General features: G+C 42.9%; 12 protein-coding genes, 1 pseudogene and 1 riboswitch. Of the genes and pseudogenes, 2 read left to right on the forward strand and 11 right to left on the reverse strand.

Features of this window, described 5'->3' with window-relative positions; translation table 11 throughout:
* Positions 1-25: 25 nt before the first annotated feature.
* From DWW23_RS04020 to DWW23_RS04055, 8 genes are all read right to left on the reverse strand, one after another.
* Positions 26-1,312, reverse strand: a complete 1,287-nt coding sequence (locus DWW23_RS04020) for a TolC family protein (RefSeq protein ID WP_122351990.1) — start codon at positions 1,310-1,312, stop codon at positions 26-28.
* A 5-nt stretch (positions 1,313-1,317) separates the two neighbouring features.
* Positions 1,318-4,347, reverse strand: coding sequence for an efflux RND transporter permease subunit (locus DWW23_RS04025; RefSeq protein ID WP_122351991.1), 3,030 nt, complete (start codon positions 4,345-4,347; stop codon positions 1,318-1,320).
* Entirely contained in the window at positions 4,344-5,396 is a 1,053-nt protein-coding gene (locus DWW23_RS04030; protein ID WP_122351992.1) for an efflux RND transporter periplasmic adaptor subunit, read from the reverse strand. Before DWW23_RS04030 ends, DWW23_RS04025 begins: the two co-directional genes overlap by 4 nt.
* Before the next feature lie 140 nt (positions 5,397-5,536).
* Positions 5,537-6,838: a GNAT family N-acetyltransferase gene (locus tag DWW23_RS26660; protein WP_122351993.1), complete on the reverse strand. Its 1,302-nt coding sequence runs from the start codon at positions 6,836-6,838 to the stop codon at positions 5,537-5,539.
* A 78-nt stretch (positions 6,839-6,916) separates the two neighbouring features.
* Positions 6,917-7,981, reverse strand: a complete 1,065-nt coding sequence (locus DWW23_RS04040; protein ID WP_122351994.1) for a winged helix DNA-binding domain-containing protein — start codon at positions 7,979-7,981, stop codon at positions 6,917-6,919.
* A 46-nt stretch (positions 7,982-8,027) separates the two neighbouring features.
* Positions 8,028-8,213, reverse strand: a complete 186-nt coding sequence (locus DWW23_RS04045; protein ID WP_122351995.1) for a hypothetical protein — start codon at positions 8,211-8,213, stop codon at positions 8,028-8,030.
* Between the two features lie 243 nt (positions 8,214-8,456).
* Positions 8,457-10,151 (reverse strand): RagB/SusD family nutrient uptake outer membrane protein, encoded by a 1,695-nt coding sequence (locus DWW23_RS04050; RefSeq protein WP_122351996.1) that lies wholly within the window; start codon positions 10,149-10,151, stop codon positions 8,457-8,459.
* A 12-nt stretch (positions 10,152-10,163) separates the two neighbouring features.
* Entirely contained in the window at positions 10,164-13,334 is a 3,171-nt protein-coding gene (locus DWW23_RS04055; protein ID WP_122352018.1) for a TonB-dependent receptor, read from the reverse strand.
* A 559-nt stretch (positions 13,335-13,893) separates the two neighbouring features.
* Positions 13,894-14,020, forward strand: a riboswitch (FMN riboswitch).
* Positions 14,021-14,143: 123 nt separating this feature from the next.
* Here DWW23_RS04055 and ribB point away from each other — a divergent pair.
* Complete coding sequence (ribB, locus tag DWW23_RS04060) at positions 14,144-14,779, forward strand: 3,4-dihydroxy-2-butanone-4-phosphate synthase (RefSeq protein ID WP_122351997.1); 636 nt, start codon at positions 14,144-14,146, stop codon at positions 14,777-14,779.
* Between the two features lie 43 nt (positions 14,780-14,822).
* On the opposite strand, the gene DWW23_RS04065 is transcribed toward ribB, so the two are convergent.
* Both DWW23_RS04065 and DWW23_RS04070 read right to left on the reverse strand, forming a co-directional pair.
* Positions 14,823-15,101, reverse strand: coding sequence for a putative quinol monooxygenase (locus DWW23_RS04065; protein WP_222941153.1), 279 nt, complete (start codon positions 15,099-15,101; stop codon positions 14,823-14,825).
* A 111-nt stretch (positions 15,102-15,212) separates the two neighbouring features.
* Entirely contained in the window at positions 15,213-15,545 is a 333-nt protein-coding gene (locus tag DWW23_RS04070) for a multidrug efflux SMR transporter (RefSeq protein WP_122351999.1), read from the reverse strand.
* Positions 15,546-15,740: 195 nt separating this feature from the next.
* Between DWW23_RS04070 and DWW23_RS04075 the strand changes: the two genes are divergently transcribed.
* Complete coding sequence (locus DWW23_RS04075) at positions 15,741-16,922, forward strand: DUF418 domain-containing protein (RefSeq protein WP_122352000.1); 1,182 nt, start codon at positions 15,741-15,743, stop codon at positions 16,920-16,922.
* Between the two features lie 121 nt (positions 16,923-17,043).
* Here DWW23_RS04075 and DWW23_RS04080 read toward each other — a convergent pair.
* Positions 17,044-17,394 (reverse strand): annotated as a pseudogene (locus tag DWW23_RS04080) (hypothetical protein); the annotation flags it as partial.

Genomic DNA, 17,394 nt, shown 5'->3' on the forward strand with positions numbered 1-17,394 from the left:
CAAAACTACAATATTTCGCACACTATCAATATTTATTCAACGCTTTTATCAATTCCGAATAATATCCCTGCGCAGAAACTTTCGCCTGCACATAATTCAGTTGGGATGTTTGCCGGTACGTCTGAGCTTCAATCACCTCTACAACCGATACCTTCCCTTCCGTATATCGTTCCAGTGCTTTCTGTTCATTTTCACGTGCTTTTTCGAGTGAACTTCCGGTCAGTCCGACCCGTTCCAGTGCTTGTGACAAAGAGACACGCGCTGTCTGTACTTCCAGAGTCACATGATCCGATACCTGATTCAGATTATCTTTCGCCATACCGATCCGGTAAGAAAAGGCACGTTTCTCATCCTTACGTTTCCCCCATTCAAAAAGAGGTACGGATAATTTGGCATATACCACATAATTCGGATCCAAATCTCCCCGGAAATCATAACCGGGAGAAGAATAACTCCCATCTACCCCGATATACAACTGCGGTTTATATTTAGAATCTGACAACTTCAAGGATGTTTCTGCAATCCTGATCTGGTCATATGCGATCTTTAGTTCAGGACGGTCTGTTGCATCCGACTGCCGGATCTCACCAGGGATCACTACCGGAGGAATTACGGTATCTATTTCCGTTGCCGTATGTAGCTCCATACCGATCAACGAATTCAAAGCCATACGTCCCGTCTCGAAATTACTCTTTGCCTGCAGTAATTGATAGTCCGCCTCATTCAGTTTGACCTCAGCCATCAACTGATCCTGCGGATCGACCAATCCCACTTCCACCCGTTCACGGATAGTCTGAGCCAACGAGGCTATAGAATTACGGTATTCGGTTGCTACTTCGACAATCTCTGCACGGGCAACCGTATTCCAATACTGTATATCGGTCTGGTAACACACTGCCGAACGAAACAATTCTTCCTGATGAGTTGCCAGCGACTGCTGATGCTTTGCCAACCGGATCGTTTCCAGGATACGTCCACCAGTATATACCGGTTGCAAAAGTGTCAGGGAAGCACCATATTTCAGATCGCGCCCTTCAAATGTCATCGGCTTATCCATCGACGGAAGATTGAGTGTCAATTGTAACGGATTTCCCGTATATTGAAAATCAGCACTCCCGGAAAGCTTCGGTTTCAAATCCGCACGGGCAGATCTTTCCAGTTCGATACTAGCGGAAATATTTTTATCCGCCGCCTTCAGGTCATGGTTGTAGGATACAGCCATCGACCTGTACTTCTCCAGCAAGCTACTTTGCTGAGACGAAACGGAAAAGACACACAACGAAAAAGATATTATTATAAGAAACTTATGCATAACTACTATTTTTTTACCCGGTAAAACATAACATATAAGGTTGGCGTAACGAACAAGGTCAGAAGAGTCGCAAAAGTCAGACCGAAAATAATAGTAGCAGCCATCCCTCCGAAAGCAACATCAAATAACAAGGGAACCATTCCCAGAATAGTCGTAGTCGCTGCCATCAGAACCGGACGCGTACGGGAAACCGTAGCCTCCACGACCGCCGTATAAGCCGCTGTACCATTACGCCTCTGTGCATTTACCTCATCTAACAATACAATAACATTCTTGATGATCATACCTAAAAGTCCCAGCCAACCGGCAATCGGAAAGAAACCGAAATCGAACCCGGTCAATAACATACCGATTGCCACACCGATTAATGATAACGGAAGTACGCAAAGGATGATAACCGGTTGCCGGAAATTATTGAACAATGCAACTAGAATCACGATTAACATCAGGAATGCCAACGGAAAATATTTAGCGATAGCCTGCATACCTTCCCGCTGATCCTTGTATTGAGAATCCCAAAAGAAGGTATATCCTTCCGGTAATTCGAGCTTTTCAATCTCTTTTCGTATCTCATTATGTACCTCTGCCATAGTATAACCGGATTTCACCCCACACATAGCCGCCATAGACAACTGCCGGTTATAAGTTCGTATCTGTGGAAATTCCCAGGTGGTCTCAATCTGTTCCGTCACCTGTGAAAGAGGAGCCGAACGTTCACCGTTCCAGATCGAAAAATCTCCCAAAGAACGACTATCCGTAATATCCACACCTTCCGACTTCAGCAAAACAGGTACTTTCTTCTCATTATCCCGGTATATACCGATCGGCATACCATCATTGATCGAGCGGACAGACTCCATCATCGACGCTTTTGTTATCCCCAACGCACCGGCCTTTACAGGATCATACACCGGACGGAGCATCAATGCCATGTTTCCCCATTCATTACGGGCATCCGCTACTTTCGGATTATGCCGCATAACCGCAATCGCCTCCCCGACCAGCGAATCCAGCACGGCCGGATCAGGTCCGAGAAAACGAGCTTCGATAACCGCTTCCGTTAGCGGACTCAATTCAAATTTATTAACCTTGATCAATGGTTCGGGGTACTGAATCCGAATAGAATCCTGCAATAAAGCATTCAATATACGGGAATCTTCAGATGTCCGGCATTTTACCAGCAACTGAGCATAGTTCGATTGCGGACCGAAAGATACATTCGACAAATAATAACGGGGAGGCGTACGTCCGACATAAGAAGAGACCATTTCCGTCTCCTCATAACAACGTATATAATCCGCCATATCCCCGGCAATCCGATCCGTTTCTTCAATACCTGTCCCTTCAGGCAACCACATATCCAACGTAAAATATTGCTTGTCGAGTGCCGGAACAAAGACCTTCGGAATAAATTTAAAACTCCAGGCTGAAAGTAACAGCAGACCGACCAGAGAAACCACCGTTATATACCTGTACCTGATCACCCAATGCAGGGATGCACGGAACAGATTATAATATTTTCCGGAAAATAACTCTCCTTTTAATTCTTCCGGCCGGGGTCGGCGTACAAACTCCTGAATAAAGAAAGGTGTTTGGGTCAGTGCAAATATCCAACTGAACATCAGGGAAACCCCGATCACAACTACCAGAGAGGAAAGCAATTCCCCTGTAATATGAGGGGAATAATAAATCGGTAGGAAAGTCAGAATGGCAATCACCGTGGCAGCCAATAACGGCATAGCGGTAGCGGAACAAGCCCGCATGATAGCCACCCTTTTACGCATCCCTTTCTCCATATTGACCAGAACCGAATCAGAGACAACGATCGCATTATCGACCAGCATTCCCATCGCTATAATGATTGCAGCCAACGACATACGTTGTAAAGCAATGCCATTCGCCATCATCACGATCAATGTGGCAAAAATAGAGAACACCAGTCCGCTGCCGACCAGGAAACCATTCTTAAAACCGATAAAGAACAGGAGGATAGCAATAACCGTCACAACCGAGATGATCAGATTGAGGATAAATCCGTCATTGGCTACCGCCGACTCATATCCCTGATCATAAATAGAGACAAGTTCATAGCCTGAAGGCATATTTCCAGAGAACCAGTCTACCCGTTCTTTGACCACCTCTGCCATATCCACTACATTACCCGTCGGTACAGTCGAAATGGCAATGCCGACTGCCGGATTCCCATCTATCCGCATCAGATTGGAGGCAGGACTCTGATAGCTCTCTTCTACCCGTGCGATATCACCCAGCCGGAAATGTTCGCCGGTACGAGATACAATAGTCAGGTTACGTATATCCTCCAATGCGTAAAAGTTACCCGTCGATTCCACCCGGATACGGTTCACACCGGCATTGATACCACCGGCATCCACCATTTTACTTTGTTCCCGGAAAGTACGGGCTATATCAGCAGATGTAATACCGCTGCGTGCCATCACGGAAGGACTGACCCATATATCGATCGTCGGCGTACGGACACCATAGATTTCCACTTTTGCCACATCTTTCACTTTCAGTAGCTCATTCTTGATCAGCTTCGCCTGATCTTCCAGCTCCCGGTAAGAATATCCATTACCGGTCAGTCCATAGAAGACACCCAACACATCACCGAAATCATCATTTACCACAGACGGTCCAGCCCCGGCAGGCAATTTACCCTGTACATCGCCCACCTTACGGCGTAGCTTGTCCCAAAGCTGCTGCATTTCATCCGCACGTATCTCTTTCTTTACATAGACCGTTATTTTAGAAAGTCCTGCACGATTTTCCGTCTTCAGATAATATAATTCACCGAGTGACTGGATCGCCTCTTCCAGCACATCCGTCACCTGTGACTGAACTTCCGAAGGGGAAGCTCCCGGATATGGAGTCAGAACCAATGCCTGTTTGATCGTGAACGGGGCATCCTCCAATTTCCCCATCTTCACATAAGAGAACAATCCTCCGGCCAATACCAGTATCAGCAATAATACAGTTACCGCCTTTCTCTGCAAAAAGAATTTTACCAGTTTCATTTTCTTGCGGATTCTGAGATTTCTACTTTCATTCCGTCAGACAGGAAACGAAGTCCGCTGACAGCAATCTTCTCATGTAATTGTAAACCTTCCCCCACTTCCACACGTCCGCCAGGCAATAACTTATTAATCCGGACCGGACGTTGGCTAACCACTTGTGTACCCGGCTCAATCACCCATACATAGTCTCCCTCAGAGGGACGGTGGCATAAAGCTGTCTGTGGAATGGAAAGGGCTACCATTGTTTTGGCAGGTGCGATATCCAGTAACGCTTTACCGGACATGCCAGCCAGCAATCCACCGTCCTCATTAGGCAACAGAGCCGTTAGCAGATAAGAAAGGTTGTTACGGGTAGTACCCTTGGAAACCTCTACTACACGGGCATTATATAATGTATCGGGGTTAGTATCAAAACGAAGTCGGACAATATCCTGCGACCGGACAACGGCAGCAATCGACTGAGGGATGTAGATCTCGATCTTCAACTGGTCTATATCGATAAAAGACAATACAGGTTGCGTCGCTTTTACATCCTGAAATTTCTCAATATAAACCTCTCCTACATACCCGTTGAAAGGGGCGATCAGACGAGTATCCTCCAATTCATTCACTGCCATATCAAAAGTGGTTTTCGCTGAGGTATAATCAGCTTTAGCTTTCTCATATGCACTGGCGGAAATATTATTTTTTTCATACAGCACCTGTATCCGCTCAAATTCGGCTTTGGTCTGAACAAAAATAGCCTCTGCACGTTCACGTCGTATCCGGAAATCACGCGGATCTATTTCTGCGATGATACTACCCTGTTTATAACGATTACCGGCATACACATCAAAACGGTCGATCGGACCACCTACCCGAAAAGACAGTTCTGAAGTTCGGCGAGGCTGCGCAATAAACGGAAATTCCTGATTCTCCGTATCGGAAACAGCGACCACTTCCGCCGTATTAACGACCATATCACGATTATCCCCGGTCTCTTTCCCTTTACAGGCAGAGACCAGGATAAGCAGACTTATAAATAAAACAGAATGAGAGTTCACCTTCATATTGCGTTTTTTAATTTTTCGCAAAAATATGAAGGACCCAATACCTCTAACGGAAAGTTTTCACTGAAGCCGGAATATTGATTACTGAGGGAGGGATATAAACAGACAAAGTTTTATTATCTGGGTAGAATTTCCAAAAATCACCGCATTAACCCTGTATTCTTCTTTTCCATAACAAACATAGCCAGTCCACCCATCTCCTGTTTGTCGACAACAACATACCCTACTTTCTCATACAGGTATTTTGTATTCGGTGTCTCTTCGCCTGTAAACAACAGATATTTATCACAATGAGGGACATATTTTTCGATCTCACACATCAAAGCGTACCCAATTCCCTGATTCTGATAATCAGGATGCACAATCAGTTTTCCGACATGACAAATATGATCTTCATCCATATGGGCACGAACCGAACCGACTATCACTCCTTCATCTGACAGATATTTCAGGATAATACTTTTTTCATATTCATTCCTCAGTTCATCGATTGTCTGGTGCAAAGGCGGTAAATCAAAATTATTCATCCATAATGCCACTTGCGTAAAAGCCTTCTTTTGCAAATCTATGATATCCGGCAGGTCTTCCAATGTTACCTTTTGGATAACACCACCCACAGTCCGAATCTTCGGTTGATACTTAACATCAAGAACTAACCCGACTCCAACTTCATGGATAGGAATATGTCGATGAATCTCGGCTTTTGCAGCAAAAGACACACAATGGCAAGGATATAGCTCTTCGATATGATTCATTTGGAAATAAGCAATCGTCTGTCGCAACTGTTCAGACACCTCAAAAAGATGAAAGCCGCCGATCACACCGATTATACGCTTTTCATTACAAACGGACTTTGCATATTCTATGATATTACAAATACCGCTATGAGAGCAACCGGTAATAATAAATAAACCGTTCCCATTGTTATATACCAAGGCTGTATCATCCGCGACAAAGTCTTCCGAACAAGCCGGTCCGTCTACCAAAGTGCCAAAAGATTTACGAGGTTCAAAATCATTCAATGGCGGGATCTCACCCAAGAAAGTGATACGATCGCTTATCTTTAACGGTTCTCTCGACAGGGTTAGTCCGAAATTCTCTCTTAAACCGGTTTCAGATAAAGGAGAACCTATTGAGAGTTCTCCACATTTCCGTTCCTTAAAAGTATCAGGATGCGCTACGATGTGCACTTTAGTCCCTATCTCTCCTGACCAGTATTGCAATCCGCGGGTATGATCGTTATGTCCATGGGAAAAAGTAATAACAGAGACCTGTGTCAGATCTATACCCAACGCTTCCGCATTACGGATGAAAATATCCGAATAACCTGTATCGAGCAATAAGCGGGTTTCGCCATCTTCTATATAATAGCAAACCGCCGGTTCCCCTAAGTAATACTGGTCTATATATGTATTATTATCAACTAATACCGTAAGTTTCATATCTGACCTGATTAGAAATTGATTTTGCAGCCTTAACGAAAAGTAAAAATATAAACGAATCGCCAGGTTCCACTAAAATTATCTTTTATAGAAATCCCTATACCTGCATTCTGCCTTTTCCAGTAACTCTTTATCCAGATCCGGACAGTCGACAAAGAAAGAAGTTTCACATTTGATTTCACCTTTCTTTATCATTTTTTTCCAGTTTCCGACAATCTTTCCATTATGTAAGATCACAGGGTAAAAAGTTCCGTAGTTATTAAAGGCTTTCGGATGATGCTCTTTATCCATCGCAGCTGTCCGGTCTTTATAACTAATCAGATACTCGTCAAAAGAAGGTAGAAAATGCAGTACATCATTGCTTTTGAATCGCTTACCCCAAAGCTGATGGATAAATAGCTCCTGTGAAGCGAATCTATCCTTGATCAATTCCGAATCGATAAGTCCGATCGCCTGGCGTGCCTCCGTCGCCGACAACCCCGACCACCAGATGAAATCATTCAGGCTGGCTGGAGAATGGCTACAGAAGTATCTTCTTGCCAATAAAGCAATCGACTCTTCCCGTGGTAATTCTTTAGCCATAGGAGCACGTTCGGCCAGCAAAGCATAAGTAGCTTTCCCTCCTTTGTCCGCTCCGCTACAGACAATAGCTTCCTGTTCTGCCCGTGTCAGCAGATATCCTATCCCTTCAGCATCAGAGATAATATCGGAATTTACCATCTCTTCACCCAACTCCTGTTTAGTCAGATGATTATTCCCTGCCAACACCTTTATAAAATGATCATTCGCTTTGGAATAAAGCTCTTCCGATATATTTATTCCGTTCCCTTTGGCAAACGTATTACATGCTGTTATGATCCGCTGCGAAGACAACTTCAACATCCAACGAATATCGTCGGAAGTAACCATATGCCACGTCGGACGCATCACATGGGTACGAAGGATCTCTCCTTTCTGAAAGGCATCCTCAACAGTCTTCAACGAGCCGGATTTCAACCGGACGCCAAGTGCCCATCTGACCATTCTATAGTCTTGTGCCTGAACAGCTCCCATCCAGGCAACCAATTCCTTTGGATCCTTAAACTCAGGTTTTACCAATTGCTGGCTTCGCAAACGAATGTTTGTTATTCTATTGAGTGGCATTTCTTTTTTAGTTGTCTCTTATTATCTAATTCGTTTGTAATCTTATTCAACGGTATTTCGTGAAATTATACTTATCACGTAAAGTTTGTTGCTCTTCTATGTTTAAGGAAGTGAAATAAGCCTTCCATCCCGGACAAAAATCGATATGCCAACGCCAGAAACGCCCCAGCAGAGATTGTGGCTTTTTATCATGCCTTGCCCTCAAAGGGCATTTGTTACAGTTATGACTCATAATAAGTAATTTTACAGATCTGCACAAAAGTAATAAAAAAACAGCAAGTACCTTCACAGGCACTTGCTGTCACCATCAATTATGTTGAATACTTCAACAATTTCACCTTCTACCAGTAACTGGTAATTAGAGATATAACACTCGTACACGCCCTTGCTCCGGAGCCGGAATAAGCAAAACAGGGACGGTTCTGTGTCTTTACAAGACAAAAAAAGGCTGTATCAAAAACAGCCCCTTTTGCTATTACTTATCCCAACCAGGATTCTGAGGAAGTAAATTCGGATTTCGTTGAAGTTCTGCTGTAGGAATCGGACGCAAATATAAGCGATCATCCCATGTACGGCTTTTTCCCGCGTCATAAGAATAATCCTCATTCGTATAATTAGGATATACAATCGCATATTTACCATCTTTTTCCGGCTGGCGTTTACCAACATACGTTTTTACATTATCACACACCTTTCCGGCTTTCCAACGCATCAGATCATCCCAACGAAATCCTTCACCTGCAAGTTCGACACGCCGTTCACGGCGTATTTCCTGCAATAAAGGTGATAGCTCGTATCCCCACTTTATCCAGTTCGGATCAGTAAAGCCGACATTTAGTGTCATATGAGGCATACCTACACGGTCACGCAGCACATTGATTGTTTTATCAAGATCCGCTTGCGAGATTGTACCCAATTCAGCTTTAGCCTCAGCATTTATCAACAAAGTTTCAGCATAGCGATAAGCGATTCCGTCATACGTATTATTATTTGCTTCAAACGCTTTATCGGTCGGAATAAAATATTTGATAGACTTATAACCGGTATAGCAATACTGGTCGATAAACTTGGATTCGTCTTCTATGAACGTACTGTCATTTGTCGATACAGTCACACGAGTAGGAAAATCCCAGGTAAGAATAGTCTGTTTCAATCGGGGATCCCGGTCAGTCGTCTCGTTACGCATATTTTCATCTCCTTTATAATAAGAGCTCAAAGAGATAGGCTTTCCATCCTTGCACAAATAGCCTTCAACGAAATTCTTGGAATAACCGGTATTAGCTTCCCATAAAGTACGGCTCATACCATGTTTTCTTTTCCCATCCAAATAAGTTACCGGAAGAATAGCTTCCCCGAGGTTAGACTTATCTTCGATTACAAACATTTCATAATAATCTTTTTCCGGTTTTCCCGTATTATAAATTTCATACCGGCCACTATTAATAATAGCATCGGTTTCGTCAGCCGCCATCTTTAAAAGACGTTCAACCTTATCCTGCCATCCCAACTCAGTATGATATCTGTAATAAGTAGCCTCATGCAAACAAGTCCTGGCTTTCAAATGACGGGCAACATCTTTACCGATACGCCCGGTTGCCGGTTTTTCGGGTAACCACTGAATGGCAAAATCAAAGTCTTCTATGATTTTATCCATTATTTCATAACGTTTCAATTTCGGCCCGTATAATTCCGGAGAATCGGTTCCCAATTCTTTGTCGATCCAGGGAAGATCACCAAAAGTTCTCATCAACCCGGCGTACTGCTGGGCCCTGAAAAAACGATTTTCCCCAACATATTTATTTATATCCGCCTCCGAACCGACAACTGTTTGATAATGTGTCATAAAATAATTAGTCAGGCGGATCGGGCTCCATGCACTCTTACTCCAGTTACACCAAGAAGAAGCTTCAGGAGTAGGTGTAGTATACTGTCCCCAGAAATACTGGCTTATGCCATTAGGCACCTGGTCATCGCTTTCTCCATCGGCTATAGAAGTCACGCCGCCAGGCAGCCAACTATAAAAATTGTTCACATAAGCTTCAAGGTCACTCGGTGTATTCCAGAACGTTTTATCATTGATATTCTGCGGAGAACGTTCCAGAAATGAGTCATTACATGCCGTTAATGAGAGCACGGCAACCACTCCTATATATAATATTTTTTGTTTCATAATCCTTTATTTTTAGAAAGTTAGATTTAAACCGAAAGAGCAGGCGCGTTGCATCGGATACTTATATGGGTCATCCAGTTCCGGATCAAATCCTTCAGGAGTATCTGATATTGTAAAGAGATTCTCTCCAGTAAAATAAACACGCAATTTTTGAATTGATAATTTAGATGTAAATTCCTTCGGCAACGTATAACCGATACTCAAAGATTTTAAACGACAATAAGCAGCATTCAACAGATAACGAGTCTGGTTCTGTCCAATAGCCGAACCTCCGTTAAAGCGTGGAACAGGGAATAAAGCACCCGTATTGTCTTTTGACCAATAATCGGTATTAATACCGGAAGGTACATTCCATTCACTGTAATAGCCATTGCGGAAAGGCAGTCCGGGCATCATTATATCGCGCTTAGCCACCCCCTGGAAGAATACCGAGAAGTCAACGCCTTTCCAGTCTGCTCCCAGGTTAATGCCATAATGAAAACGTGGAGTCGAGTTTCCGATTATCTTCTTATCGCCCGGATTATCAACGGTGTTATCCCCCCAATCAATAACATTATTGCCATCCAGGTCTGCAAAACGGATATCACCCGGTATCAATTGAATGCCACCGGAGACCTTATCCTGGGTCGGTGCACCGGCTATTTCTTCCGGACTCTGGAATAATCCTACTGTTTCATATCCCCAGATCTCTCCTTGCTTTTGACCTACATAAGAATTACTCAGACTTCTTTCTATATTGTCAAACTTTGTCACTTCACTCTGATAATCAGACAGGTTAAAACCGATGTTATAATGTAAGCCATTAGGCAACTGGTCATTCCAGCTTATTTCAAACTCCCAACCTTTCGTCAATGACTCTGCCGCATTTTCCAAAGGTTCGTTGGCCCCTAAAACACCCGGTAAGATTTTACCTGCAGAGAGAATATCCGACGTACGTCTCTGATAATAGTCGAATGCACCTTTCAGACGGCTGTTTAGCAAATTAAAATCAAGACCGACGTTCCATTGAGTAACAGTTTCCCAGGTAATAGACTGGCTTACCAGTCCGCCTGGTGCCACTGCCTGTGGCTGATTGCTACCCATGATCCAGCCGATCTGCCCGGTTCCATAATTGGACAAATAAGCATACCATCCGTTATCCAAAGCCTGATTACCCAAACTACCGTAAGAACCTCTTAACTTCAATTCATCAAAGAAACTATTTGTCAAGTTTTTAAACCATGCTTCTTCCGATAATTTCCATCCTACAGAAAAAGAAGGGTTAAAAGCAGCACGGTCATTTTTAGGGAATTTGGAAGAAAGGTCATAACGTCCGTTTAGTTCCAGCAAATATCGATCGGCTAATGCATAATTCACACGGAAGAAACCGCTACGGGTAGCCCAGGAACCCTCGCCATTGCTTACATATTTTTCTCCGGTAGCGGCATCCATGGAAGGTACGTCATTCGCTATCAGACTTTCACGGCTGGCACTAAAGCTACGGGTATGTTTACTTTCCTGGTTATAACCAAGCATCACTTTAAAATAATGCTCTCCGAATGTCTTTTCATAATCTCCGAAAAAGTTGAATGCATTATAGGTATCATTATTCTGCGATTCAGATACCGAGTTTGGATTTGTCCAGGTAAATATCTGAAGGAACTGCCCGTCCGCACCATACTCATTGAATGACTTCATATGGAACTTATTGTGTTCGGCATAATAATTGAATGTATAATCCATATTAACCGTCATGCCTTCCAGCGGTGTCAATTTCATTGTAACCGTATTCCAGAAGTCATTCTTGTCTGTCTTACGGCCACCATTCGAAAGAACAGCCGGGAAATTGGTAAAATTACCCTGTCCGGCCCAGTTCCCGTCCGGATGTTTAACCGGCATGATCGGGCGTGTATCGCCTCCCATAAAGTTATCGCCATGGGTCCTATCCTGATTCAAACCCGACAGGTTCGTACGGTTATAAGTCGTCTTCATCGACAAATGCAGCCAGTCGTTAACATCATAATTAATATTGTTCATGATATTAAACTTTTTGAATTCCTCATTTCCGTATTTCAACAAAGAACCCTGATTCAGATAGCCCAGAGAAGTATAATAAGTAGCTTTCTTTGTACCTCCACTGATATTCACACCGTAATTTTGTATCGGATAAGTTTTTTTGTACAGCTCTTTCATCCAGTTAGTGTTACCGCAATACGTATAATTAGTACCGTTCTTACTTAAATTAGGATTTGAAGAGACATAAACAGGAGAATTATTGACAGGATCATTATAATATGCCTGGACATGCTCCATAAATTCTTCATCAAACTGCGAATAAAGTGCCCGGCCGGAGGTATTATATTCTGCCGTATTCATCCAGTTTACCCATTCCATAGAATTCATATAAGTAGGACGGGTAGTCGGACCGTTAAAAGAAACGGATGCATCAAAAGAAACCTGCGTAGGCTGATCTTTCCGTCCTCCTTTAGTCGTGATAAGTACTACACCATAGGCAGCACGTGTACCGTAGATAGCAGCTGAAGCGGCATCTTTCAATACAGAGACCGATTTAACATCCTGAGGATTGATCAGGTTCGGATCCATTTCCACACCATCGACCAGCACCAACGGGCTACTACCACTTAAAGCTGTCGTACCACGAATATTAAAGGAAGAACCTGAGCCCGGACGGCCACTGGTGGTCACATTCAAGTTAGGGATAGCCCCCTGCAAACCTTGTCCCAGATTGACAATAGGACGGTCTTCCAATACCTTACTGTCAATAGCGGATACGGCTCCCGTCAAATTGGCTTTTTTCACAGTTGCATAACCTACTACTACAACTTCTTCCAAAGCTTTGGAATCTTCTTTCAGCACTATTTTCAAAGCTGTTTGCCCCGTATAGGCGAATTCCTGAGTAACAAACCCAATATAAGAAACCTGGATAATATCACCCTTTTTCACATTTTCCAATGTAAAGTTACCATCCATATCGGTAACATTTCCATTCGTAGTTCCTTTCACAATAACAGAAGCACCGGTAATAGGCCCCAAGGCATCTTCCACAACTCCACTTACTTTCCCACTTTGCTGGGGAACGCTAACATTTTGCTTTTCAGGTGCAATATCTGCAAAAGCACCAACAGGAACAGCTAAGGCTCCCGACAGCAAAATTAGACTTACTAACTTAGTTTTTTTCAGCATAAAGTTATAATTTAAAGAATACATCTTTTATAAAAAGAGCGACAACATTATAGGTGAGATCGTATATTCACACTCAGACGATGAATTTTGACGAACTTTTTATTCTCATTTGCTTGACATTATTTTATCTAGTTCTGAAAGAACTCTGTCGCGTTATGGATGTATTTATTTTCAAGCAATGAATCCTACTCCACCGGACTAATAAATAGTAAGATAGAATAGCTAATTACCAATTTATTGATAGGAGTTTTTGCGCACACATGTGTTGAATTCGTTAAATTTGAATTACAATGCCATATTTTTATATAATAAAACTATGTTTAAATAAATATTTTAATATATTTGTCACATATAAACAGAGTTCTTTCAGAACTACATGTTTCCAAGGAGTCTTACCCAAATTACACAAGCAACAATATTCAAAGCCACACATATACACCAGCAATATCTGCATTATAAATTCCCGATTTGCTTCCCAATTGAAACGATAAGAAAAAATTCAAACATTTTTAACCGTTTCATATTCTCACATTTCCTAATTCTTGTTACTTTTGTGGTGAGTATTCTTCGGGGCAGGGCGTAATTCCCTACCGGCGGTGACAGTCCGCGACTCCTCTGTATCACAGGGGACTGATCTGGTGTAATTCCGGAACCGACAGTTAAAGTCTGGATGAGAGAAGAAGACATTATAATGTATAATATAATATCTGCCTATATATTTATATATGTAGGAGAATGTTATATGTAATACCTTCCGCCCTGTTGTAATACCTTAATTATAAACAACTACTTAAAAACAGGGTTTGAAAATGAAAACGATCAAAGATTTCGGCATCGATTACAAAGCACGTGTAGAAAAAGCAATCAGTTACTTACAGGCAGGCAAGGGGATTCTACTTGTCGATGACGAGAACAGGGAAAATGAAGGCGACATTATTTACTCCGCAGAAAAAATGACGGTAAAAGATATGGCATTAATGATACGCGAATGTAGCGGTATCGTCTGCCTCTGCCTCACCCCTGAAAAATGCGACTCACTCGGATTACGTCAGATGGTAGGAGAGAACACAAGTAAGAATCAGACCGCATTCACCATCTCGATAGAAGCCAGAGAGGGAGTTACCACCGGCGTATCGGCAGCCGACAGGATACAAACGATCAAAACAGCCATTGCACCTGATGCAAAACCGGAAGACCTGTCACACCCGGGACACGTTTTTCCCCTGCAGGCCAAAGAGAACGGAGTACTGGAAAGAAGAGGACATACGGAAGGAAGCGTCGACCTGGTCAAACTAGCCGGATTGGGCGATACAGCCGTTTTATGTGAATTGACCAACGAGGACGGAACGATGGCCCGTTTACCGGAAATCATGCACTTCGCCCGGCAACATGAGATGACGGTAGTTTCCGTCGACGATATATGCCGCTACCGGACTGAAGCGTAGTCAAGCTCCCAACGTACCGCCCCTGAAAAAAACAGGAATAAAATCATCCGAACTGTTCTATATTCAACTCTGCAGCCAACATGCCGGGTATAGAATTTGCAAATGTTTTAAAGTGGTCAGAATTAGCATGAAGATTAAACGCATCTTCATCTATATACCTTTCATAGAAAATAAAGAACTTCGGATCAAAAGGAGACTGGTAAAGATGATAACTGATATTACCGGCCTCCCGATGTGTTGCATCGACTAATGTTTTAGCGACTTCAATAAATGCCACATCCTGACCTTCTTTTACCTGAACTCTGCAAACAATCGTTTTCATCTTAATTAGTTATTTGAATGTAAATAATAATGATATCAATACAAAGATAACAACATGCGACACGAATATCAACTAAACAATACTACATTTCTATTAAATATATGATAAAGATCAATGAGAGACCGACTTCGAGAAAATATTAATAACGACAACACCGGCAATGATTAAAGCCAATCCCAGTACAGCGGGTAAATCCAGAGACTGTTTGAAAAAGAGGAGTCCGATAAGGGAAATCAGAACCACCCCTACTCCCGACCAAATCGCGTAAGCAATTCCCACAGGAAGCGTCTTCAGCGTCAATCCCAGAAAATAAAAAGCACAAACATAAGCAATTACCGTGATCACCGACGGCACTAGCTTTGTAAATTGAGCAGATGCTTTCAACCCACTTGTTCCTACCACCTCCAGCATTATCGCCAGAAACAGAAAAATAAATTGCTTCATAACTTGATATTTCTATTTTGCAGTGCAAAATTAGCAGGTTGGAACCGGATAAAAATTATCCTATGGTAAATTCAACAACAAAGATTATCTAAAGATAGTAAACATTATGGAACAAAGACCGTACATTTCGACAACATTTTTCCAATTTATACCTATATTTGCCGTGAATCTATCAATCAATGAAAAACAATCGATATGCAAACTCTTTCTAAAATCCCTCGCATCGAGGTGGTAGACGCCCTGCGCGGTTTTGCTGTATTAGCAATTATTCTTGTTCATAATCTGGAACACTTTATCTTCCCGGTATATCCCGACCCTGCCAGTCAACCGGAATGGCTGAATATCCTGGACGAAGGCGTGTTCAGTGTTACCTTCTCCCTTTTTGCGGGGAAAGCGTATGCTATTTTTTCGTTGCTATTCGGCTTTACATTTTACATTCAATATACCAACCAACAGATAAAAGGGAAAGACTTCGGATACCGTTTCCTCTGGCGCCTGCTTTTGCTGACCATTTTCGCAACGCTGAACGCAGCCTTTTTCCCGGCAGGAGATGTGTTATTACTATTCTGCGTAGTCGGACTATTCCTCTTCCTCGTCCGCAAATGGAGCGACAAAGCTGTGCTGGCCACTGCGATCATCCTGTTGCTGCAACCTGTCGAATGGTTCCATTACATCGCCAGCCTGTTCAATCCTGAATATACCTTACCGAATCTGGGGGTCGGCGATATGTATAAGGAAGTTGCCGAATATACCAAAGAAGGTAATTTCTGGAAATTCATCTGGGGCAATGTTACGTTGGGACAGAAAGCCAGTTTGTTCTGGGCGATCGGTGCCGGACGCTTCCTGCAAACAGCCGGGTTATTTATGCTGGGATTACTGATCGGCAGAAAGCAACTGTTCGTTACTTCCGACAACAACACCCGTTTCTGGGTAAAGGCGCTTATCGTCTCTGCGATCCTGTTCTGCCCGCTTTACCAGCTAAAAGTGACGCTGTATGATAACAGCGACGCCGTTATGATAAAACAAACAGTCGGTGTCATCCTGGATATGTGGCAGAAATTTGCTTTCACAGCCGTATTGGTTTCCTCTTTCGTCCTGCTTTATCAGAAAGAATCATTCAAGAAACTGACTTCAGGCTTGCGTTTTTACGGAAAAATGAGTCTGACAAACTATATCTCTCAGTCTATTCTGGGAGCTATCATCTATTTCCCGTTCGGATTATACCTGGCTCCTTATTGCGGATACACAGTCAGTCTGCTGATCGGTTTCGTTTTGTTCCTGTTGCAGGTTAGTTTCTGTAAATGGTGGTTGAAGGGACATAAACAAGGGCCACTGGAAGGTATATGGCATAAACTGACCTGGATCAATTACAAATAATATTCATTTCAAAAGTTGACAGTTGACAAATGACAGTTAAACTTCGTGCCAGATAAATAAATCTACCGAAAGCCGAAATAACTATCACTTGTCAACTGTCAACTGAAAAATATTTCACATTCTATAGCTTCCCTATCTCCTCAACCGGCAATCCCGTACATTTTGCAATGTCGGTAATTTTCATACCCATACATTTCATATTGGCAGCTGTCTGGTGTAAGGCTTCCGCTTTTCCTTTGGCTTCTCCTTCGGCAAGCCCCTCGATCCGGCCTTCCCATTTGGCGGTATCAAGCACGTCGTTCTGGATCATGATCACATTCAGGTGTTCGTCATACGCATGACGTTCCTGCAAAGACATCGAATAGTATTTCAGCTTTTCACGTGCTTCACGAAGGCCCGGCGTTGTCGTGTCAGGACGGATCGTACCGTCTTTCAGGTATTTGATCCATTCGTCCAGAGGTGTCGAGGCAAC

Origin of the sequence: Parabacteroides sp. AF14-59, from assembly GCF_003479515.1 — a bacterium.
GTDB classification, from domain to species: Bacteria; Bacteroidota; Bacteroidia; order Bacteroidales; family Tannerellaceae; genus Parabacteroides; species Parabacteroides faecis.